The organism is Kitasatospora sp. NE20-6 (assembly GCF_045862635.1).
Genome location: NZ_BPRL01000021.1, coordinates 38,748 through 60,632 on the forward strand (window position 1 = coordinate 38,748; position 21,885 = coordinate 60,632).

Here is a 21,885-nt window from a genome sequence, read left to right on the forward strand (position 1 = left end):
CGCAGCCCGCCGCGCACGGGCATGATCGGTACCGCCGTCGGCCCGCCGCACCCCACCGCCCGGCCGTGCCGGAGCAGGGGTCCGCCCTCGGTGCGGGCGCCCGGTCCCCAACGGGTCCGCGGCCCGGCACCCCTCGCCGCTGACGTGCGGTCAGCTGTTCGACCGTCCGTCATGCCGACGGCGGTGCGGGTTCACCTCGTGCTCATAGCGTCGCAGCCGCCCGGCCCGGCCCGGGTGCGCGAGCGGCCCCGACCGGCCGCGCGCGCCGACGTGTCGAGGAGACACCCTGATGCAGCGCAAGGCCTTGAAGGCCGCCACCGTGCTCGCCCTCTCGGGCACCATGGTCGGCGGCGCGGCGGTCACCGCCAGCTCCGCGCCGTCCGACCGCGGCGACCGCCACGCCGACATCCGCAACGTCATCTACCTCGTCGGCGACGGCATGGGCCGGACCCACGTCACCGCCGGCCGGGAGCGCTTCTACGGCGCGGCCGGCCGCCTCACGATGGAGAAGCTGCCCTTCACCGGCGCCGTCGCCACCTACGCCGTCGAGAAGGACAGCGCCAAGCCCGCGCTCGTCACCGACTCCGCCAGCTCCGCGACCGCCTGGTCGTCCGGCGTCAAGACGTACAACGCCGCGCTCGGCGTCGACGCGTACGAGAAGCGGGTCGCCACGCTCATGGAGCAGGCCAAGGCGGCCGGCTTCGCCACCGGCAACGTCTCCACCGCCGAGATCACCGACGCCACCCCGGCCGGGCAGTTCAGCCACGCCCTGCTGCGCGGCTGCCAGGGCCCGGTCTACTCGGACGCCGCCTGCCTGCCCAAGAAGGCCGACGGCAGCTACGAGACCGCGCCCGCGGACCGCACCCTGATCACGCCGATCGCCGAGCAGATCGCCCGCAACGGCACGGCCGACGTCGTGCTCGGCGGCGGCCTCGCCCGCTTCGAGCCCGACGACCAGAAGGCCCTGGAGGCGCAGGGCTACCAGGTGCTCGGCAGCTTCGGCGACGCCGCGCTGCCCGCCCAGACCGCGGCCAGCCAGAAGGCCGCCACCAAGGCCGACCTCGCCGCCGCCAGGGGCCGCAAGGTCGTCGGCCTCTTCAACCGCGGCAACCTGACGGTCGAGCAGGCCAAGGCCGCGCTGCCCGCCGACGCCCCGCAGAAGCAGGAGCCGACCCTCGCCGAGATGACCGGCAAGGCGGTCTCGCTGCTGGCGAAGGGCAACCGCACCGGCTTCTTCCTCCAGGTCGAGGGCGCCCAGATCGACAAGCGCTCGCACGCCAACGACGCGGCCCAGACCCTCGGCGAGATCAAGGCCTTCGACGACGCCGTCGCCGCCGCCGTGGACTTCGCGAAGAAGGACGGCCACACCCTCGTCGTCGTCACCGCCGACCACGAGTGCGCCGGCTTCAACATCATCGAGAAGGGCTCCTACACCAACGCCGAGGCGGTGGCCCCGCCGGTCAACGTCGACGGCGGCAACACCGCGAACAACAGCTCGCCGTCGCGCGCGGCCAGCGGCGCCAAGGACCCGGCCCGCTCCACCGGCCCCGTCAACGGCGCCGGATCCGCCGACGCCAGGAACTTCGCCCCGGCGACGTTCCGCACCCCCGACGACCCGGCCGGCGTCGCCGACGGCAGCACCGACGCGAGCCTCTGGCTCACCTACCTCTCCGGCAACCACACCGGCGCCGACGTGCCGATCTTCGCGTACGGCCCCGGCGGCGAGCGCTTCGCCGCCAGCCAGGACAACACCGAGCTCTACGGCAAGATGTACCGCTCGCTGTTCGGCAAGGCCCCGCGGCACTGACCCGCCCCGCACCCGACGGCACCGGGGCCGGGAGGCGGCGCACGCCCCCCGGCCCCACCCGACTCCCAGGAGCACGATGAAGCACCGCCCCCGGCACCTCCTCCCGGCCCGGGCCGTCCTCGCGTTCGGCCTCCTCCCGCTCGGCCTCCTCGCCGGCTGCTCCGGCACCCCGGCCGCACCGGAGCCCTCGGAGGCGCTGCCGTCCGTCTCCCTGCCCGCGCCGCGGCAGGCCGCAGCCCCGGCGGCCGCACTGTCCGCCGCACCCCGTCCGGGCGAGGTCCGCGTGGAGGACGGGCCGTTCACCGACCGCGTCCGCCTCACCGGCCTGAAGCTCGCCGCGGACGGCACGGTCACCGGCCACCTCGCCGTCACCTCGGACGTCAGCGACGTGCTCGCCCTCGAACTCCGCGCCGCGTACTACGACGCCGCCGGGCACCTGGTCGGCACCGGCAGCCTGGAGTACCAGGAGGAGGAGGCCGCGACCGGCCGCCACGACGGTCCGCGTGCCGCCGGTGACGGCATCGACGTCACCGTCACCGGCCGGGGCCTCACCGGCACCCCGGCCGCCGCCGTGCTCTCGCTGCCGGTGCTCGTCAACGAGTAGCCGCGCGGATCGCCCCGGCCCGGATCGCCCCGGCCCGGTTCGCCCGCCCCCCCCCGCACCCGGTGCAGGGGCCGGCGCCGCCCGGGCGGTCGGATCCCCGGTGCGGGTGGAAAAATCCGGTTCGCCCCGCTGCGTGCGGTGATCTCCGGTTACGGTCGGGTCCGGCGGGCGGGGGCGTGGGCCGGACGGGAGAGCCGGCGTCCCGGCCCGGTGAGGGAAGGTGTGTGATGGGCGGTCAGGAACCGTGCGGCCGGTGCGGGGCGTACGGCGGCCACGGCGGCCGCAGCTGCCCCGGCGGCGGGACCGGTCCGCCGCCCGGACCGAGGGAGCCCGTGGTGCTCCGGCTGGTGCTCGACGGGGCGATGGAGCAGGTCCGGGCCGCGGCCGCGGGCCGCCGCCCGGCCGAGGGCGATGCCGTGCAGGGCCGCCCCACGGTGTGCCGCGCCTGCGGGGCGGCCGCCCGGTTGCACCGCACCGTGCACGGCCGGTGGATGCTGGTCGAACCCGGACAGCACCCCACCCTGCTGGTGCCCCCGGGCCACCGCTGGCGCGTCGCGGGCGACGGCACGGTGGTCAACCTGCGCGACGCCGTTCCGTCCGACCACTGCCGGCTCGGCCACCGCGACGTCTGCCCGGCCGGGCCCGTCCCGCAGGATCCGTACCTGCGGAGCGTGCGGGGCCGGAGCACCCGGAGCCTCGGCGCCTGAGCCCGGCCTGCCCCGCCGGCCCGGCCGGTTGACGCGTCAGCGCTGCCAGGCACCCCCGGCACGGCGCTCGTTGACGCAGCGCAGCACCGGCGCCGACACCAGGGCGGCCGGGTCGAGCACGGCGTCGGTCGTCACGTGGAGGACGGCCTGCTCGCCCGGCAGCAGGGTGAGCATCATGTCGTCCACCCACGCGTCGGCGGCGAGCCGGTCGGGGAAGAGCGCGAGCTCACGCAGCAGCGTGCGGGCCGTCACGGTGACCCGGTAGCCGCCGTCGACGGGTTCCGCCCGGGCGTCGAACCCGGCCTCCGGCAGGGCGGCTTCGAGATCCTCGGTGCAGAGCGCGACCGTGCGGTGGCTGTCGATCGAGGCGACCAGCAACTCCCGGGCCGGGTCGGCCGGGCCGTCCGCCATGGCGGGCAGCCGGAGCACGCCGTGCGCGTCGAGGTCGACGGCGTGGATCTCCTCGGCGAGCAGCGTGCCGTCGAACCGGTGCCGGGTGACGGAGAGTTCACCCTTCCAGCGTTCCGCCGCGCCGTTGACGAGCACCGCCCTGCCGTCGCGGACGGCGAGCAGCCGGTCGGCGTAGACGCGGCGCAGCGCGTACCAGAGCGGCTTGCGGCGGCCGTCGCCGTCGACCGCGGCCCAGGAGGTCACCGGCCAGCAGTCGTTGAGCTGCCAGACGATGGTGCCCCGGCAGTGCGGGGCGAGCGCGCGGAAGTGCTCGATGCCGTACGTGATGGCCCGGGCCTGGTTGAGCTGGGTGAGGTAGTGCCAGTCGTCGTATCCGGACGGCTGCGGGAGGTGGGCGCCCAGGCCGCGCAGGAGCTTCGCGTTGCCGTCGGCCGCCTTCTGGTGGTGCAGCACGAGCGGTGCGTCCTGGTGGAGTTCACCGCCGACGGCCCGCCGGAGGGTGGCGTGCGCGGGCGGCCCCTGGAAGCCGAACTCGGCGACGAAGCGCGGCGCGTAGGCGCCGTAGCGGGTGTAGTCCTCGCGGTTCCAGACGTCCCAGATGTGGACGGTGCCCTCGGCGGGGTCGTTCGGCGGCAGGTCGGGGCGGCCGGAGTACGGCGTGCCGGGCCAGTACGGGCGGGTGGGGTCGAGTTCGGCGACGAGCCGGGGCAGGAGGTCGTAGTAGTAGGCGGCGCCCCAGCTGCGCCCGGCGAGGGCGTCCTGCCAGTCCCAGTCGGCGTGGCCCTCGATGTTCTCGTTGTTGCCGCACCACAGCACGAGGGACGGGCGGTGCACGAGGCGGGCGATGTTCTCCCGCGCCTCGGCCTCGACCTCGGAGCGGATCGGCTCCTCCTCGGGGTAGGCGGCGCAGGCGAAGAGGAAGTCCTGCCAGACGAGCAGGCCGAGTTCGTCGGCGAGGTCGTAGAAGTCCTCGCTCTCGTACATGCCGCCGGCCCAGACCCGCAGCAGGTTGATGTTGGCGCCGAGGGCCTGGTCGAAGCGGTCGGCGAGCCGTGCGCGGGTGACGCGGGTGGGGAAGGCGTCGTCGGGGATCCAGTTGGCGCCGCGCACCTCCACGGGCGTGCCGTTGACGCTCAGGGTGAACGTCTCCGGGTCGAGGGCGACCTCGCGGAAGCCGATCCGGGCGTTCCAGGAGTCCTGGCCCGGCAGGTCGACGGCGAGGTCGTAGCGGGTCTGCGCGCCGTGGCCCCGCGGGTGCCAGCGGTCGGGGGCGGGGACGTGCAGGTCGAGGCGGGCGGTGCGCGCCCCGGGGGCGAGGACGGTCTCGCCGGTGACCCCGGCGACGGTGGCGCGGACGGTGACCGGCCGCTCGTCGGCGCGTTCGACGCGGACGTGCACCCGGACGTGCCCGTCCGGTCCGTCGAGGGTGACCTCGGGCCTGACCTCGGCGAGGCGGGCGCCGCTCCAGCTCTCCAGGCCGATCGGCTTCCAGATGCCCGCGGTGACGAGGGTCGGGCCCCAGTCCCAGCCGAAGTTGCAGGCGGTCTTGCGGATGAACGGGTACGGCTCGGTGTACGGGCCGGGCCGGTCGCCGAGCGCGGCCTGCAGCGCCTCGGCGTACGCGTAGGCGGAGTCGAACCGTACGGTCAGCGTGTTGGCGCCCTCCTGCAGGAGGTGGCGCACGGGGAAGCGGTACGAGCGGTGCTGGTTGGCGGTGCTGCCGAGACGGGTGCCGTTGAGGGTCACGGTGGCGACGGTGTCGAGGCCGCGGCAGACGAGGTCGGTGCGGTCGTGCGGGTCGGCCGTCCAGGTGAAGGTGGTGCGGTACTCCCACACCGTGCGGCCGATCCACGCCAGCCGGGTCTCGTTGTCGTCGAGGTACGGGTCGTCGACGAGCCCGGCGGCCAGCAGGTCGGTGTGGACGCACCCGGGCACGGCAGCGGGCACGTCGGCGATCTGGACGTCCTGCGAGACGGCGGTGAGGGTCCAGCCGTCGTGCAGGGCACGGAAGGCGGTCACACGGTCCTCCTGGGCATCGTGGGCGTCGTGGACGGGAGCCGGGGACGGTCACCGCGGCGCTGCCGTCCGCGGCGGGGCCCGTCCGCCGCGGGCGGTGCGGTCACTTGGTGGCTCCCTGGGTGAAGCCGTTGTAGATGAAGCGCTGCAGCAGGAGGAACGCCAGCAGGGTCGGCAGGATCACGAGGATCGCGCCCGCCGAGATCGCCTCCCAGTGTGCTCCGAACGGTCCCTTGAAGCGGAACAGCGCGGTGGAGATGACGCCCATGTCCTCGCCCGGCATGTAGAGGAACGGCGTGTAGAAGTCGTTGTAGACCGTGATGCCCTTGATGATGACCACCGTGGCGATCGCCGGCTTCAGCAGCGGCAGGATGATCTTCCAGTAGATGGTGACGGAGTTCGCCCCGTCGATCCGCGCGGCCTCGTCGAGCGACACCGGGATGGAGCGGATGAACTGGAGGAAGATGTAGATCGCGACGATGTCGGTGCCCGTGTACAGCATGATCGGCGCCCACCGGCTGCCGAACAGGCCCAGCCCGTCGACCACTTGGAAGGTCGCCACCTGGGTGGTCACCCCCGGCACGAGCGTCGCCACCAGGAACAGCCCCACGACCGCCTTCTTCAGCCGGAAGTCGAACCGGTCGATCGCGTACGCGGTCATCGAGCCGATCAGCACCGTGCCGGTGATCGAGAAGGCCAGGATGAAGAGGGTGTTGCCGAAGGCCGTCAGCATGTGGCCGTCGCGGAAGGCCGTCCCGTAGTTCGCGAGGTTGAGCCAGTCGCCGGGCGGCGTCAGGGCGCCGCTGCCGGCGGCCATCTCCTCCGGCGTCTTCAGCGAGGTCATCAGCACCGCCACCAGCGGCAGCAGCACCACCAGCGAAGCCAGGACCAGCGAGAGGTACTTCAGCACCCCGAGCAGGGTCTGCAGACCGTCGGCCCGGCGGGCGGCGCGGGAGGAGCCGGAGGGAGAGGCGACGCTCATGCGACATCGACCCTTTCGTCGGGCACCAGCCGGCGCTGGACCCACGTCACGAGCAGGATGATCAGCAGCAGCACGACGGCCGCCGCCGAGGCCAGCCCCGTCTTGTCGAACTGGAACGCGAGCTTGACGGTCTGGATGACGAAGGTCTTGCTGTCGCCGGAGCCGCCCGTCATCACGTACGGGATCTCGAAGACCGACAGCGAGCCGGAGACCGCCAGGATCACGCTCAGGCTCAGCACCGGCTTGATGCCCGGCGCGATGATGTGGCGGAACTGCTGCCAGCGGTTGGCACCGTCCAGCTCGGACGCCTCGTACAGCTCCGACGGGACGGACTGGATCGCCCCCAGGAACAGGACGAAGTTGAGGCCGAGGTAACGCCAGACCGACACCCCCGACAGCGAGACGTTGACGAGGTCGGGATCGCCCAGCCACAGGTGCTTGCCGTGGTGGCCGAGCAATGACAGCACGGAGTCGAGGGTGCCGCCGCTCTGGAAGAAGTAGAGGAAGACGAAACCGACGGCGACCCCGTTGATCAGGTACGGGAAGAACAGCACACCCTTGAAGAGGTTCCGGAAGCGGGTGCTGAAGCTGAGCAGCGTGGCGAAGTACAGCGCCACCGCCATCTGCAGCACCGACGCGGCGAGGTAGTAGCCGCTGACGAAGAACACCCGGAACAGCTCGGGCCGGGTGAACAGCTGTACGTAGTTGTCGAACCCGACCCACGACTTGTCCGGGCTGACGCCGTCCCAGTCGGTGAGGCTGTAGGAGAGCATCCCGGCGATCGGCACGTACGTGAAGGTGACCAGGAACGCCAGCGGCGCGAGGAGGAACAGCCAGGGAGTCAGCCGCGGTGCGCGGCGGCGGGCCCCCGCGGCGGGCGCCGGTGTGCGGGTGCCGACCGGCGGCGGGAGGTCGGCCGGGACCGGCCCGTCCTTGCTGCGCCAGGTCGTCGTGCTCTGCCGGCTCATGCCTGCCTCTCTCCGCCGCGGAGTGGGTCGCGGACGTGTGCGTGTGCGTGTGCGTGTGCGTATGCGTGGTGACGGCTGCGGCTGCGGTCGCCGGGTGGCGCCGCTGCCGCAGCCGCCGACTGCCGGAGCGTCAGGAACCGGCGTCCTTGCGGGCCGCGTTCCACTTCTTCGACAGCGCCGCGAACTCCGAGGCGAGGTCGCCCGATGCGGCGCCGCGGGCGACGTCGATCAGGTGCTGGCGGTAGTCGGGCTTCTGCAGGCCGATCTCGGCGGCGTTGTCGATGGTGTGGACGAGCGCGGTCTTGTCCTCCGACAGCGTCACCAGCTTCACGCCCGCGTCGGAGTACGGCTTGAGGGTGGTCGGCATCGGTGCGCCCTTCACGGCCGACACGGCCTGACTGGCGTCCGCGTAGCCGGACTTGGTGAGCATCCAGTCGATCCAGGCGCGGGCCGCGGGCTTGTGCGCGGAGTGGGCGTTGACGGCGTACTGGTAGTCGGGGGCGACCACCGAGCAGAACGCGCCGTCCTTCTGGGCCGGGAACGGCATGTAGCCGATCTCCGAGGCGTCCTTGCCCGCCTTGACCGCGGCCTGCTGCATCTGGACGATCGACCAGGAGCCGAGCCACATCGTGGCGATCTTGCCGGTGGCCAGCTGGGTCTTGGAGTTCTCCCAGTTGGTGGTCGCCGGGTCCTCCTCGGAGAGCTTGCCGTGCACGATGTCGTAGAGCAGCGTGTCGCTCGCGCGCAGGTCGCTGCCCTCCGCCCACGGATCGCCGGCGGCCAGCCGGTCGTTGGCCAGCGTGTCGCAGCCGGTGGTGCCGACGGCGCTCGTCCAGGCGGTGAGCGGCCAGCCGTCCTTGTAGTTGGTGTAGTACGGCGTCGAACCGGTCTTCGTCCTGATCGCCTGCAGGTCGGCGAGGAACTCCTCCCGGGTCTTGGGCCAGGTGGTGATGCCGGCCTGCGCCCAGACGGACCTGTTGTAGACGAAGCCGTTGGCGTTCGCGAACGAGGCCAGGCCGTAGACCTGTTCGCCGACGGTGGCCTTGGCGGTGAAGTCGTACGTCCGGGAGACGTCGGCGGAGGCGCCCAGCGGGGCGAAGAACTTCGGGTAGTCGTTCTTCGCGATGGCGGCCGGGATGAGCAGGACGTCACCGTAGTTGGAGGTGTTCATCCGGATCTTGACTTCGCCCTCGTAGTCCGTGATGCCTTCGTACGTGACGTGGACCTTGGGGTAGACCTTGGTGAACTCGTCGGCGTACTTCTTCATCGTGCCGTCGGCGATGAGGTCCGTACGGTGCGTCAGCACGGTGATGTCGCCCGACACCTGCGCGGCGTCGGCGGGCGGGAGGGCGGAGCCCGACGTGGTGCCCCCGCTGCCCCCGCACCCCGTGATCAGCACCGCGCCGGCAAGCGCCGCCGCGGCCAGCGCACGTCTGGTCATCCCCACCATCTCCGATCAGGTCCGTTCGCGGTCCGGGCGGCCTGAGGGCGTGCCGCCACTGCGCTTAAGCGCTTCAGTTGACGGGAACTGTGGCACGGAGGTGGGGGAGCGTAAAGAGGTCGAATTGCCGCCGATGCTCAACCGTTACCTGGGTGTGCGTGGCGGACGGGCCGGTCGTGGACAGCTGTCGGGGCGATCTCGCGGCGGCCGGCCGCTGCCGCCTGCGCCGACGCGGCCGAGGGGCCCGGGCGGTGGCGCAGGGCCGCGGGGTGCCCATCCCGGCCACCGTTTGAACCTTGACCTCTGAACCGCTGCAGTGCTTGCCCGCGGCATCCCGCGGACGGTGCCCGCCGTGCGGTCCACCGTCCGCGGCGCCGGCGCGCGGGAACGCCGCACCCCCGCCCCGCAGGCCTCCGACGGCCTGCGGGGCGGGGGCGGTGGGGTCAGGAGCCGTACACCTTCAGCGCGGCGACCTGCCCGGCCGGCCAGCCGGTGTTGCCGGTGAAGGTCAGCCGCACGTACCGCGCGGTGACGGTGGCGGGCAGGGTGACGGTCGCCGTGTTGCCGGTTGCGGGGTCGAAGCGGTACGCGGTGGCGGCGGCGAGGAGGGGCGGGTTGTCGGCCTCGGTGCCGCCCTGCACCGAGACGGTCTGCGTGCGGGCGCCCCAGGCGGCGGACGGCGGCAGGGAGACGACGATCCGCCGCACGCCGGTCGCGGTGCCGAGGTCGACCTGGAGCCACTGCGGGAAGGCGTTGTTGACGCTCTCCCAGTAGGTGTCGGCGTTGCCGTCGGTGGCGTTGCCGGAGCCGTAGACCTGGGTGTGGCCGCTCTCGGTGGTCGGACGGTTGAGGGCGAGGTCGGCGGCCGGAGAACTGCCGGCGGCGGTGGTGACGGTGATCTGGTTCGAGGCGGCGGAGACGGCGCCGGCCGCGTCGAGGGCCTGCACGTCGAAGGCGTAGGCGGTGGCCGCGGTGAGCCCGGTTACGGTGTACGCGGTGGCGGTGCCGGGGGCGGTGCCGACGACGGCCGGGGTGCCGCCGGTGATGCGGCGGACGCGGTAGCCGGTGACACCGACGTTGTCGGTGGAGGCCGTCCAGGCGAGGGCGGCGGTGGTGTCGGTGACGGCGGTGGTGTGCAGGCCGCCGGGGGCGGTCGGCGGCACGGTGTCGCCGCCGCCGCCGATCACGGGCGGGGTGGGGCGGGTCGGGGTGAGGGCGGTCTGTCCCTTGAGCATGCGGCCGCCGTCGCCGGTCAGCCGCAGGTAGTAGTCGGAGGAGCAGGCGGTGCCGTCCTCGTCGAGGGCGAGGAAGCCGGAGCCCGCCGGCACCCAGGCCTGCGTCTCGGCGGTCTTGGCGATCTGGTTGCCCTCGTTGTACTCGTCGAACATGGAGATGTAGACGCTCGGCACGCCGGCGCGGCCCATGTTCCAGAACTGCCGCCACATGAAGTCGCCGTGGGCGCGCTGGCGCCCGGAGACGCCGCCGGGCAGCACGCACGGCTGGTAGTCGATGCCGCGGGCCGTGCACTCGGCGAGGTCGGGGACGGTGGCGACGTTGTAGAAGTTGTCGGCGTCACCGGCGTTGCCGATCCGGCCGACCATCCACGGCGAGAGCATGTCGAAGGCGTGGTAGACGTCGGCGAACCCGGGCCGAGAGTCGCGGTCGCCGGTGCGCCACCAGGTCGGTACCCCGCCGATGACGTAGCACCCCTGCGCCTTGAACCAGTTGACGACGTCCAGGCAGGCGGCGGGGGCGAACGGCCGCTGGTTGTCGTTGAAGCCGAAGCCCCAGATGCACACCACCGGCTTGCCGTTCTGCCGGGCGTACGCGGACGACGCGGTGTGGGCCCGCATCTTGGCCGTCCAGTCGGCCTTGATCTCGGACTGCATGGCCGTCCAGTCCGACACGTCGTACATGACGTAGAACTTGACGCCCTTGGCCTCCGCGGCGCTGCGGACCTTGCCGGCCATCGCGTCACGGGTGGGGCCCTCGCCGCCGGTCGGGTTGAAGCGCTGGAGCGCGGCGGTGTCGATGCCGTACTGCTTCATCCAGCCGAAGTGCACGTCGACCGTCTGCTGGTCGTACGAGGAGAAGAGTGTCGCGGGCTGTCCGTTGCCGAGGTTGCCGAAGCCGGTGCGGTAGGTGGTGGCGTAGTCGCGGACGTCCGGCCAGGCGACGATGCTGTGGTTGGACGGGGACGGCGTCTGGCCCCAGTTCTGCGCCCAGTGCCACCAGCCGTTGATCGGGGCGCCGTCGCCGGGGCAGGCGAACCAGCCCTGGTAGCCGACGGTCACCTTGCCGACCACGTCGCCGGGGCCGCTCGCCGCCGACGCCGGCCCGGCGAGGGCGGCCTGGGCGAGTCCGGTGGTGCCTGCGGCACCGGCCGCGACGGCGGCCTGCAGGAACACCCGGCGTGTGACACCCATCTGGTCTCTCCTCTGGTTGCTGGTCAACTCCGTTGCACGGCTGATCCGTTGGACGGTCCGTGCGGACGGGGCCCGGTGTCGGGGATCGTAACGAGCGCGACACGCGGCTGCAATGAACAGAACAAGGAAAGAAAAATATGGTCAAGTGTCTGCAAGAAATGTGCGATGCGGAGCTGTCGACCCGCGGGGGCCGCCGGCCCGGGCACCTTCGGCGGGAAGACCGGGTCAGGCCCCGCGACCCGCCAGCAGCGGGCCGAGCTGCGTGCGGGAGCGGATGCCCAGCGAGGCGAAGATGTTGCGCAGGTGGTGCTCGATGGTGCGCGGGCTGAGCGAGAGGTCGCGGGCGATCTCGTTGTTGGTGGCACCCTCGGCGGCCCGCTGCGCGATGTGCTCCTGCTGCGCCGTCAGCCGGCGGGCCGGCTCGGCCGTCGCACCCCCTGCCCCCGGCACCCCCGGCGCGTGGCCCGCGCCCGCCGCGCGCAGCTCCTGCCCGGCGTCCTCGGCCCACGGGCGGGCGCCGCAGTGCTCGAACGCCACCAGCGCCTCCCGCAGGTGGTGCCGGGCCAGTGCGGGCCGCCGGTGCCGGCGCAGCGCCTTGCCGAGCTGCAGCGCCGTACGGGCCTGCTCGAAGACCGAGTCGGTGGAGGTGTGCAGGGCGAGGGCCTCGCGGTACAGCCGGGCCACGGTGTCGACACCGGTGCCTTCGGCCTCGGCGAGCCGGGCGTGGCAGTGTGCGGCGAGGGCCCGGGCGTGCGGGCCGGCGCCGGCCGTCGCCCACACGGTGAACTCCCGCAGGGCGGGCCGCACTTCCTCGGTGCGCGAGGTGCGTGCGCAGGCCTCGACCAGGCAGGGCACGGTCAGCAGCAGGACGGAGAAGTGCCCCTGGGCGGGGCCCGGCGCCGTGAGGGCGAGCAGGCGGCTCGCGGCCCGGTCGGGGCGCCCGGCGGTGAGGTCGAGCCGGGCCAGCGCCCAGGTGACCACGGTCGAGGCGGTCGCCAGGCCGTGCGCGCCGGCCGTCCGCGCGGCCGCGGCGGCGTGGTCGGCGCACTCCTCGGCGTCGCCGCGGGTGGCGGCGGCCAGCGCGAGCACGGCGCGGTGGTGCGCGGCCGCGTTGTCCTGACCGGAGTGCTCCGCCGCGGCCAGCCCGTGCCGGGCGTGCTGCCCCGCCCGTTCGGGGCACCCGGCGTACAGCTCCGCGAAGGCGAGCCGCTGCCACAGGTGCGGCACGGCGGCCGCGTGGCCGCGGCTGCGGGCCAGGGCGATCGCCCGGGCGGCGAGGTCGCGGGCGGCGGCGGCGTCGCCGAGGACGGCGGCCGCGGCCAGTGCCTGCGCGAGCGGGGCGGAGCGGGTCTCGTGCCCGGCGTCGGCGACGGCGCGGCGCAGCGCGGGGATGCCGCGGGTGTAGTGGCGGTCCATCGAGGCGACGGCGCCGTCCGCGCCGTGGCGCAGGATGCCGGGGCCGGTGGAGGTGCCGTCGCCGGATTCGGGCCAGCGGCCCATCAGTTCGGCGAGTTCGGTGCGGCAGGCGGCCTGGTCGCCCGCGGTCCAGGCGGCCTCGGCGGCCTGGCGGCGGGCGTCGAGGGCGAGCAGCGGGTCGGTGCCGGCGAGGAGTCCGGCGGCGAGTCCGAGGGCGGCGCGGGCCTGCCGTACCGGCCCGTCGGCGAGTCCGGCCATGCCGAGGGTGTAGGCGGCGCGGCCGCGGGTGGCGGGGTCGCGGGGCAGCCGGTCGGCCCGGGCCAGCAGCAGGCGGGCGTGGTGGTGGCGGCCGGCCAGGCGGGCCTGTTCGGCGGCGCGGGTGTACCGGTCGGCGGCGACGGCCGTCTGCGGGCCGAGTTCGGCGGCGCGGGTGAGCAGGGCGGCGAGCGGGCCGGGCGCGGAGGTGCGGGCCTCGGTGCGGGCGGCGGCGTCGAGGATGTCGGCGGTGCGCCGGTCCGCGGCGGGGGCGGCGGCCGCGGTGTGCCACAGGTGGGCGAGGTGCGGGCCGTACTCGGCGCTGGCCCGGGCGAGCCGCTGGTGGGCGGCGCGGCGTTCGGCGGGCGAGGCCGACCGGAGGACGGCGGTGCGCCACAGCGGGTCCGTGAAGCGGGGCACGCCGTCGGCTCCGGTCAGCACGATGCCGGTCCGCTCGGCCTCGGGGAGGGCGCCGCAGCCGGCCGCGCTGAGGGCGCTCTGCAGGGTCTGCGGGCCCGCGGTGCCGATGTCGCCGTCGTCCTCGGCGGCGAGGAGCAGCAGGGCGGGCCGTTCGGTGCGCGGCAGGGTGCACAGGCGGGCGGTGTAGCGCCGCAGCAGCGGGGTGGCGGGCAGGGGGGACGGCAGGGGGTCGCGTCCGGTGAGCTGGTCGGGGGTGAGCCGGGCGACGAGTGCGGTGAGCCGCCCGGGGTTGCCGAGCGCCTCGTGCACGAGGGCGTCCAGGACGGCGGGGTGGACGCCGCAGGGCGCGGTGCCGCGGACGACCGCGGCGGAGGCGGCCGTGGTGAGCGGGCCGGGGCGGAGCTCGGGCAGGCCGTCCAGGTGCGGGCAGGGCAGGTGGTGGGAGTCGGCGGTGAGCAGGAGTGCCGCGGGGCCGTGCGGGCCGAGCCGGCGGGCGGCGATGCCGAGGGCGGCACGGGAGGGGCCGTCCCAGTGGTGGACGTCGTCGACCGCGAGGAGGAGCGGCCGGGTGCGGGCGGCCCGGTGGAGCTGGTCGAGGAGGCCGGCCGCCCGTGCGGCGGGGGTGGCGCCGGGGCCGGGGCCGGCGCCGGCGCCGTGCCGGGTGAGGGCGGCGGTGAGGAGGTCGAGTGCGGCGCCGGGCAGGCGGCTCTCGGCGGGGTGGCCGGGTGCGGTGACCGCGAGTCCGTGTCCGTCGAGGGCGCGGACGGCGTGCGCCGTGAGGGCGGTGCGGCCGAGGCCGGGTGGGGCGGTGACGAGGAGGCAGCCGCCGGCGCCGTTCCGGGCACCGGCGACCAGGGTGTCCAGGGCGCGGAGTTCGGCGTCGCGACCGTGCACGGGTGGCCCCTCTCGTGGTGCCCGGGGGCGATCGGACTCGGCCCCGGCGAGAGCCAAGACAGCAGACCGGGCCGCCTCCGGTCCAGGTGCCGGGGACGAAGGCTGTCCGGCTGCCCAGTGGGGCGGGGCCCGCGCTGGGCACCGGCACAAGGATGGCGGGCAGGACGGTGACCGGTGCTTTCACCGATTCGGGGGTGCGGGGCGCCGCACAGACTGTGGCCGTTCCTGGCGCCCTGTCAGGGACGACCCCCCACCCACCCCCCTGGAGGTAGGGATGCGCCGGATTTTCGGCTCCCTGTTCCTGTGCCTGACCGCCGTCGTCGCCTTCGTCCTTCCGACGAGCACGGCGCACGCCGCGGGCCCCCGCCCGGTGATCTTCGTGCACGGCTACACCGGCAACGCCACCAACTGGACGACCGCCCTGTCGGCCTTCGCGAGCGGCGGCTACAGCTCCTCGCAGCTGTTCACCTTCGACTACAACTTCAACCAGTCGAACAAGATCAGCGCGGCCCAGCTCGGCACCTTCGTCGACCAGGTCCGCGCGAAGACCGGCTCGGACAAGGTCGACATCGTCAACCACTCGATGGGCGGCCTGGTCACCCGCTGGTACGTCAAGCAGCTCGGCGGGCACGCCAAGGTCGCGCACTGGGCCTCGCTGGCCGGTGCCAACCACGGCACCACCTACGCCGGCGCCTGCCTGGTCTACCCGTCCTGCCAGGAGATGTACCCGGGCTCCAGCTTCCTCGCCACCCTCAACAGCGGTGACGAGACGCCGGGCACCACCTCGTACCGCACCTGGCTGTCCCCGTGCGACGGCGTGATCCTGCCGTACACCAGCACCGCGGTCAGCGGCGGCACCAACACCACGGTGGCCTGCCAGACGCACATCGGGTTCCTGACCGACCTCGTGGTCCTGGCCCAGGTGCGCTCGTACCTGTCCACGTGACGGCTGTTCCCGCACCTCCTGCCGGCGTGACGCCTCCCGGCTGACGCCCCGGCCCGCCGCCCCGTCCTGCCGCCTCCGCGGGCAGGGCGGGGCGGCGGCGTGCGGGCGGGTTTCCGCCCCACCCGGAGGGCCGCGCCACGTCGGCACGGTTCGCGGCCGCGTGCCGGGTACAAGGGAGGAATGCGCGATCTGTGGACACGGCTGGACGCGGCCGTACGAAGGTGGATCAAGGACCCGGCCGTCGTCCTGACGGTACGGGCGACGGTGGCGGCCACCATCGCGTACGTGGTGGCCGTGCAGCTCAGCGCCGAGCCGGCGCCGCTGACGGCCCCGCTGACCGCCCTGCTCGTCGTGCAGGTGACGGTCTACTCGACGCTGACGACGAGCGTGCGCCGGGTCAACTCGGTGGTGGTGGGCGTGCTCATCGCCGTCGGCTTCAGCGCCGTGGTGGGGCTCTCCTGGTGGAGTCTCGGCCTGATCATCCTCGCCTCGCTGATCATCGGACGGTTCGTGCGGGTCGACGAGTTCGTCAACGAGGTCGCGATCAGTGCGATGCTCGTGCTCGGCGTGACCCGGCTCGCCTCCCAGGCCTGGGACCGGGTGCTGGAGACGCTCATCGGCGCGGGCGTCGGCCTGGCCTTCAACTTCGTCTTCGCGCCGCCCGTCTGGGTCGACACCGCCGGCGAGTCGATCGAGGACCTCGCCCGCCGCGCCCGCCACCTGCTGCTGGAGATCGCGGAGGAGCTCGGCGGCCCGGCCCCGGTCGAGGAGGCCGCCGCCCGCCTGCACGAGGCCCGCCGCCTCGACCAGGCCATCGCGGACGTCGACGGCGCGCTGCGCCAGGCCGAGGACAGCCTGCGCCTCAACCCCCGGATCAGCGAGGGCCTGCTGTCGCGCCTGGTGCTGCGCACCGGCCTCGACACCCTGGAGATCTGCGTGGTCGTCGTCCGGGTGCTGGCACGTTCGCTCACCGACCTCGCGAAGCGGCGCGGCGACGAGGAGCTGCTGTTCCCCCGGGACGTCGCCGTCTCGCTGGAGGAGCTGCTGGGCCATGTCGGCGGCGCGATGGTGAGCTTCGCCGTGCTGGTCAGCACCCAGGTGAGCCGGAGTGCGGAGGAGGCGGAGTCGCGGCTGGCGTCCGAGCTCGGTGCGGCCTGGGCCAGCCGGGAGCGGGTGGCGCAGCAGTTGCTGAGCCATGTGCAGGCCGACCCCACAGCCTGGCAGTTGTACGGTTCGGTGCTGGCCGAGGTCGACCGGATCCTCGACGAGCTGGCACCCGAGCACCGGTCGCGGCGGCTGATGGAGGAGCTCGACCGGGCGGCGGTGGCCAACCGGGAGCGCCTCAACCGGCTGGGCCGCTTCGCCGGGCTGCGGCGGCTGGCCCGCGGCGAGCGGTTCAGGGGGTCCGGGCAGGACGACTGAACGACGGGGACCGGCCGGGGGAGGGCCGGGGGAGGGCCGACGGCCGGGGACGTTCGGGTGGGAACTCCTGCCCGGGGAAGGCCTGGTGGGGGTGGTCGCGCGGCGCGACCGAGCGGGGACGAACGAAGCCTGCGGGCACTGCTGATGACGGGTCATGTCAACACTGGTCCATACCTGCCCCCTTGACAGGTATAGACCAGTACGGTTGAGTCTCCTCAGCCCCGTCCCGGCGGTCCGCACCGATCGGTGCGCCCCGAGGTCCGCGTGCGGGCGGCCCCACCTGTCCTCGAACCGTGCGGCCCCCACCGCACGAAGGGGTGATTACGTGTCAACTCTGCAGCGATTCCTGGCGTTCCTGACGGCGGTGGCTGCCGTCGTCGGTCTGGCGTTCGTCCTGCCGTCCGCGGCCTCCGCGGCGACCTGTACGACGCCGTGGAGCTCCAGCACCGTGTACACGAACGGCAACTCCGCTTCGTACAACGGCCACAACTGGACCGCCAAGTGGTGGACCCAGAACGAGACCCCCGGCGGTTCCTCCGGCGTCTGGGCCGACCAGGGCACCTGTGGGGGCGGCGGCAGCACCCCCACCCCGACCGGCGGCAGCTGCACCTACCCCGCCTGGGTCGCCGGACAGACCTACGCGACCGGTGCGATCGTCCGCTACACCGACGGCAACCTCTACGTCGCCGAGCACGACAACCCGGGCTACGACCCGGTCATCAGCACCTGGTACTGGGAGCCGTACACCTGCTCCGGCGGCGGCACGCCGACCCCGACCCAGACCGCCAACCCCGGCGGATTCCCGGTCAGCGAGGCGCAGTTCAACCAGATGTTCCCGAACCGGAACTCCTTCTACACCTACAGCGGCCTGAAGGCGGCCCTCTCCGCCTACCCCGCCTTCACGAACACCGGCAGTGACACCGTCCGCAAGCAGGAGGCCGCGGCCTTCCTCGCGAACGTCAGCCACGAGACCGGCGGCCTTGTCTACATCGTCGAGCAGAACACCGCCAACTACCCGCACTACTGCGACACCAGCCAGTCCTACGGCTGCCCCGCCGGTCAGGCCGCCTACTACGGCCGCGGCCCGATCCAGCTCAGCTGGAACTTCAACTACAAGGCGGCCGGTGACGCCCTCGGCATCAACCTGCTCGCCAACCCCAACCTCGTGCAGACCGACTCGGCGATCGCCTGGAAGACCGGGCTCTGGTACTGGAACACCCAGAGCGGTCCCGGCACCATGACCCCGCACAACGCGATGGTCAACGGCGCCGGCTTCGGCGAGACCATCCGCAGCATCAACGGCAGCATCGAGTGCAACGGCGGCAACCCCGCCCAGGTGCAGAGCCGGATCAACTCGTACCAGAGCTTCGTCCAGATCCTCGGCACCACGCCCGGCGGCAACCTCAGCTGCTGACCGGTCACCGGCCCGCCGCGGGCGTCCCCCGATCCGGGGGGCGCCCGCGGCGGCGCGTTCCGGCGGTGCACCCCGCACCCCGCACCGCCTTCCGCTCCCCGCACACCCACCACCCGTCCCACGGAACGCCGTCATCCTTTCCGGTGAACCGCGCCCGCCGGTCCGGGCAGCTCCGCCGGCCACGGACCCGCCCGCCGCGGACCCACCCCCTCGGGACCGCCGAACCGGCCGGATGCGCGGACCCGACCGGGCGCCGGGCCGGAGTGTGATGTGCTGGAAGGAGACCGGAGCACCGGCCGACGGAGGAGGCACCCGTGAACGTCCGCACCGCGACCGGCGCCGTCCTCGCGCTGCTCCTCGCCGCCGGCTGCTCGTCGGCCTCCACCGCCTCCACGGGCTCCACGGGTTCCGCGGCCTCCGCAGGTTCCGCCCGGTCGAGTGCCCCGGTGTCCGCGGGCGGGGCCCTGACCGTCGCCGACGCCCTGGACACGCCGTGGGGCGTGGCCCGCCTGCCGGACGGCGACCTGCTGGTGGGCTCCCGTGACACCGGCCGGATCGTCCGCGTCGACCCGGCCACCGGCGCCCGCGCCGACGTCGGCACCGTGCCCGGGGTCGACCCCGGCGGGGAGGCCGGCCTGCTCGGGCTCGCCCTCGACGGCGAGGGCCGGCTCTACGCCTACTTCACGGCCCGCGACGACAACCGCATCGTCCGCCTCGGCTACGACCCCTCCCGTCCGGCCGGGGCGCAGCTCGACGGCGCCACCACCGTCCTGACCGGCATCCCCAAGGGCAACAACCACGACGGCGGCCGGATCGCCTTCGGCCCCGACGGCATGCTGTACGTCGGCACCGGGGAGACCGGCCACCGCGAGCTCGCCCAGGACCGCACCTCCCTCGGCGGCAAGATCCTCCGCATCACCCCGGACGGCGACCCCGCACCCGGCAATCCGTTCCCCGGGTCGCCGGTCTACTCGCTCGGCCACCGCAACGTCCAGGGCCTCGCCTGGGATCCGCAGGGGCGGCTCTGGGCCAGCGAGTTCGGCCAGGACACCTGGGACGAGCTCAACCTCATCAGCCCCGGCGCGAACTACGGCTGGCCGGTGGTCGAAGGCCAGGCCGGCCGGGACGGCTACACCGACCCCGTCGTCCAGTGGCACCCGGCCGACGCCTCGCCCAGCGGGCTCGCCTACGCCTCCGGCTCCCTGTGGATGGCCGGCCTGCGGGGACAGCGGCTCTGGCAGATCCCCCTCGACGGCGACCGCGCCGCCACCCCCGTCGCCCACCTCGACCACACCGACGGCCGCCTGCGCACCGTCGTCGTCGAGCCCGACGGCACCCTCCTCGTGACCACCAGCAACACCGACGGCCGCGGCGACCCGAAGCCCGGCGACGACCGCATCCTCCGCGTCGACCCGCGCTGAGGCCGGACCCCGACGGGCTGCGCCCCGGATCCGCACGCCACCCCGCCCCCGTCGTCGGGGCGCTCGGCGGCCGCACCGCCGGCGGTTCCGGCCGTGCTCAGAACCGTTCGGCGGGGGTGATCCGGTCGAGACGGGCCCGCACCTCGCCGGGGGTCAGGACCCGCTCCAGGACGAGGTCGGCCGCCATGCCGGGGAAGAACCGTCCGGCCGGCCAGTGACGCACGTACGGCGGCGGGTCGAGCACGAGCAGCCGCACGCCGTCGACCACCGGGATGTCCTGCGGGGTGCCCTCGTTCCAGATCCAGGTGCCGTCCGGGCCGCAGAGGTTGAAGGAGCCCGCGGTGAGGGGCCGGTGCTCGGGCGCGACGTTCCCGGTGCGGCAGAGCGCGGCGGCCTGCGCGGTCGGGCCGGGCCCCGCGAGGTGGCCGCCGTTGATCAGCACGTCGGCGAGCAGGGTGTGCAGCTGGAAGGTGTCGCCGATGCCGCTCATCCGCAGGGCGAAGCCCCGGCCGGTCGGCCGGTGCAGCACGACGAGCGGCTCGTCGTCGAGCACCAGCAGCGCGTACTGCAGGCACCGCAGGCGGTCGGCGCCGCCGAGCGCTTCCACGTCCGCGAGCAGCGCGACCCGGTCCGGTACGGCGGCGCGCCCGGCCCGGTGCGCGAGCACGGCGACGGCGGCGCGCTCCCAGGAGTCGAGGGTGCCCCGGGCGGCCACCGCGGCCCGTACCCCGGGCGCCTCCGGGCCGCCGAGCGCCGCCGCGGCGGCGTCGGCCCGCCGGGGGCCGTCGGTGCTGACCGCGGACCACAGCACGGTGAAGCGGACGGCCTCGCGCAGCGCCTCGGCGAGTCCCGCGAGCACCGGACCCGCGCATGCCGCCGGGTCGGCGCCGGACTCGACGCAGGCGCCGACGAGGACGGCGGCGAGGCCGCGCGGTTCCGGCGGCAGCAAGGGCAGCAGCCCGGCCAGCGCGGGCCCGGCCGCGGCGAGTTCGGCGGGGCGGGCCCGGCCGGCGGCCTTCAGCAGCGAGGCGAACGCCCGTTCGCTGCGTGGCCCATCCTGGGCGGCGAGCGCCGCCGCGAGCTGCTCCACGGACCGTGCGGGCGTCCATCGTGCGAAGATCATGCCGCTCACCGTAGTGCGGGCCACCGACGCTGCCCGGCCGGGCCCGGGGGAGCGGCGGAACAGCACCGATCCGGTGGTCCGCACGGTGGCGGCAGCCCCGGTCGGTGCCGTGCGCAGCGGGCCCGTACCGGCCGTCGTCGTCGTACGGTCCCTCCTCCGTGGGTGCGGTGACGGACGCATCGTCAGGGATCCGTGCGGAGCGCGGGATCCGCGGCGCCCGTGCACCGCGTCCGCCGCTGGTGGAATGGCCGGTTTCCGCCCGTGAGCCCGCGGCGGGCCGGGGCAGACGCGGGTCCACCGCACCGAGCAGCGAAGGAGCAGCCCCATGACCGGTCCCGTCCCGCCGCAGCTGTCCGTGGCCGAACTCGCCTGCGAGGCGGCCGAGCTGATCCGCTCCGCGGACCTCGCCGCCCACGAGGGGGGCCGGCCCGGCCTCCTGCACACCGCCGAGGCGGCGGAGACGGTCGCCGCCCTCGCGGGCCTCACCGGCCGGCTGCCGGAACTCCTGGACCAGCTGGAGGCCTTCCTCAGCAGCGAGCAGGCGGCCGGCCGGATCGGCCCCGGCCCCGCCGACAACCGGGAGTACGACGTCATCAGGGCCGCCCGCGACGCCCGTGAGCAGCTCTACGAGGCGAGCCGCACCGCCGTTCTGCTCTCCGCGACGATGGCCGCCGCGGCCGCCAGTCTCGCGCCCTTCGGCGCCGCCCGCACGGCCGGCGGCCCGACGGTGCCGCACATCTGACCGCCGACGCCCGCCGACGCCCGCCGACGTCCACCGCCGCCCGCCGCCCGCCGCCCGCCGCAGTGCCGCATCGGCGCATCGGCGCACTGGCGTCATGTGCCGCAGGGGGTTCTCCTGGGAGGTATGCCGATCGTCGTCCTGCTGGAGTTCCCGGGTGTCTCCGAAGCCCAGTACCGGCAGGCCTGTGCCGACATCGCCGGGCACCCCGAGGGGCTGCACCGGCGGGCGGACTGGCCGGTGCCCGGACTCCTGAGCCACACCGCCGCGCCGACCGAGCAGGGCTGGCTCGTCGTCGACGTGTGGGCCTCGCAGGAGGCGTTCGAGGAGTTCGGCGAGCTCCTTGCGCCGATCCTGCGCAAGGACGGCTTCCCGCCCGCGGTCGCCCGCTCCTACCGCACCTTCAACCTGGTCATGTCCTGACCGCGGGGCGGGCCCGGCCCGGGCCCGCCCCCGTCCGCACCGGGACGTGG

16 protein-coding genes are annotated in these 21,885 nt (G+C 74.3%); 9 read left to right on the forward strand and 7 right to left on the reverse strand.

All coding sequences use genetic code 11. From position 1 onward, the window contains the following. The first annotated feature begins 289 nt into the window (after positions 1 to 289). From SNE206_RS18160 to SNE206_RS18170, 3 genes are all read left to right on the forward strand, one after another. Complete coding sequence (locus SNE206_RS18160; RefSeq protein WP_407914436.1) at positions 290 to 1,807, forward strand: alkaline phosphatase; 1,518 nt, start codon at positions 290 to 292, stop codon at positions 1,805 to 1,807. Positions 1,808 to 1,883: 76 nt separating this feature from the next. Beyond that, on the forward strand, positions 1,884 to 2,411 hold the full coding sequence (locus SNE206_RS18165) for a hypothetical protein (protein ID WP_407914437.1): 528 nt from the start codon (positions 1,884 to 1,886) through the stop codon (positions 2,409 to 2,411). A 332-nt stretch (positions 2,412 to 2,743) separates the two neighbouring features. Beyond that, positions 2,744 to 3,118, forward strand: a complete 375-nt coding sequence (locus SNE206_RS18170; protein ID WP_407914438.1) for a DUF6083 domain-containing protein — start codon at positions 2,744 to 2,746, stop codon at positions 3,116 to 3,118. 36 nt (positions 3,119 to 3,154) lie between these two features. Here the strand turns inward: SNE206_RS18170 and SNE206_RS18175 are convergent, their stop codons facing one another. From SNE206_RS18175 to SNE206_RS18200, 6 genes are all read right to left on the reverse strand, one after another. Beyond that, positions 3,155 to 5,548 (reverse strand): glycoside hydrolase family 2 protein, encoded by a 2,394-nt coding sequence (locus SNE206_RS18175; protein WP_407914439.1) that lies wholly within the window; start codon positions 5,546 to 5,548, stop codon positions 3,155 to 3,157. Positions 5,549 to 5,648: 100 nt separating this feature from the next. Further along, entirely contained in the window at positions 5,649 to 6,527 is an 879-nt protein-coding gene (locus SNE206_RS18180) for a carbohydrate ABC transporter permease (protein ID WP_407914440.1), read from the reverse strand. Then, entirely contained in the window at positions 6,524 to 7,495 is a 972-nt protein-coding gene (locus tag SNE206_RS18185) for a carbohydrate ABC transporter permease (RefSeq protein WP_407914441.1), read from the reverse strand. Before SNE206_RS18185 ends, SNE206_RS18180 begins: the two co-directional genes overlap by 4 nt. A 130-nt stretch (positions 7,496 to 7,625) precedes the next feature. Beyond that, the gene (locus tag SNE206_RS18190; protein ID WP_407914442.1) at positions 7,626 to 8,936 is read right to left on the reverse strand and encodes an ABC transporter substrate-binding protein; all 1,311 of its coding nucleotides are present in this window, start codon (positions 8,934 to 8,936) and stop codon (positions 7,626 to 7,628) included. 443 nt (positions 8,937 to 9,379) lie between these two features. Then, positions 9,380 to 11,362 (reverse strand): discoidin domain-containing protein, encoded by a 1,983-nt coding sequence (locus SNE206_RS18195; protein ID WP_407914443.1) that lies wholly within the window; start codon positions 11,360 to 11,362, stop codon positions 9,380 to 9,382. Between the two features lie 225 nt (positions 11,363 to 11,587). Continuing rightward, complete coding sequence (locus SNE206_RS18200; protein ID WP_407914444.1) at positions 11,588 to 14,347, reverse strand: AAA family ATPase; 2,760 nt, start codon at positions 14,345 to 14,347, stop codon at positions 11,588 to 11,590. 274 nt (positions 14,348 to 14,621) lie between these two features. Between SNE206_RS18200 and SNE206_RS18205 the strand changes: the two genes are divergently transcribed. The 4 genes from SNE206_RS18205 to SNE206_RS18220 all read left to right on the forward strand — a co-directional run bounded on the left by SNE206_RS18205 (position 14,622) and on the right by SNE206_RS18220 (position 19,550). Further along, a complete protein-coding gene (locus SNE206_RS18205; protein WP_407914445.1) occupies positions 14,622 to 15,293 on the forward strand; it encodes an esterase/lipase family protein in 672 nt (223 codons plus the stop codon). 180 nt (positions 15,294 to 15,473) lie between these two features. Further along, on the forward strand, positions 15,474 to 16,715 hold the full coding sequence (locus SNE206_RS18210; protein ID WP_407914446.1) for an FUSC family protein: 1,242 nt from the start codon (positions 15,474 to 15,476) through the stop codon (positions 16,713 to 16,715). Between the two features lie 334 nt (positions 16,716 to 17,049). Beyond that, positions 17,050 to 18,129 (forward strand): glycoside hydrolase family 19 protein, encoded by a 1,080-nt coding sequence (locus SNE206_RS18215; RefSeq protein ID WP_407914549.1) that lies wholly within the window; start codon positions 17,050 to 17,052, stop codon positions 18,127 to 18,129. A 314-nt stretch (positions 18,130 to 18,443) separates the two neighbouring features. Continuing rightward, on the forward strand, positions 18,444 to 19,550 hold the full coding sequence (locus SNE206_RS18220) for a PQQ-dependent sugar dehydrogenase (protein ID WP_407914447.1): 1,107 nt from the start codon (positions 18,444 to 18,446) through the stop codon (positions 19,548 to 19,550). A 97-nt stretch (positions 19,551 to 19,647) separates the two neighbouring features. Here the strand turns inward: SNE206_RS18220 and SNE206_RS18225 are convergent, their stop codons facing one another. Next, entirely contained in the window at positions 19,648 to 20,673 is a 1,026-nt protein-coding gene (locus tag SNE206_RS18225) for a hypothetical protein (protein WP_407914448.1), read from the reverse strand. Between the two features lie 325 nt (positions 20,674 to 20,998). Between SNE206_RS18225 and SNE206_RS18230 the strand changes: the two genes are divergently transcribed. Beyond that, positions 20,999 to 21,415, forward strand: a complete 417-nt coding sequence (locus SNE206_RS18230; RefSeq protein ID WP_407914449.1) for a hypothetical protein — start codon at positions 20,999 to 21,001, stop codon at positions 21,413 to 21,415. Between the two features lie 123 nt (positions 21,416 to 21,538). Then, complete coding sequence (locus SNE206_RS18235; protein WP_407914450.1) at positions 21,539 to 21,835, forward strand: hypothetical protein; 297 nt, start codon at positions 21,539 to 21,541, stop codon at positions 21,833 to 21,835. Positions 21,836 to 21,885: the final 50 nt, after the last annotated feature.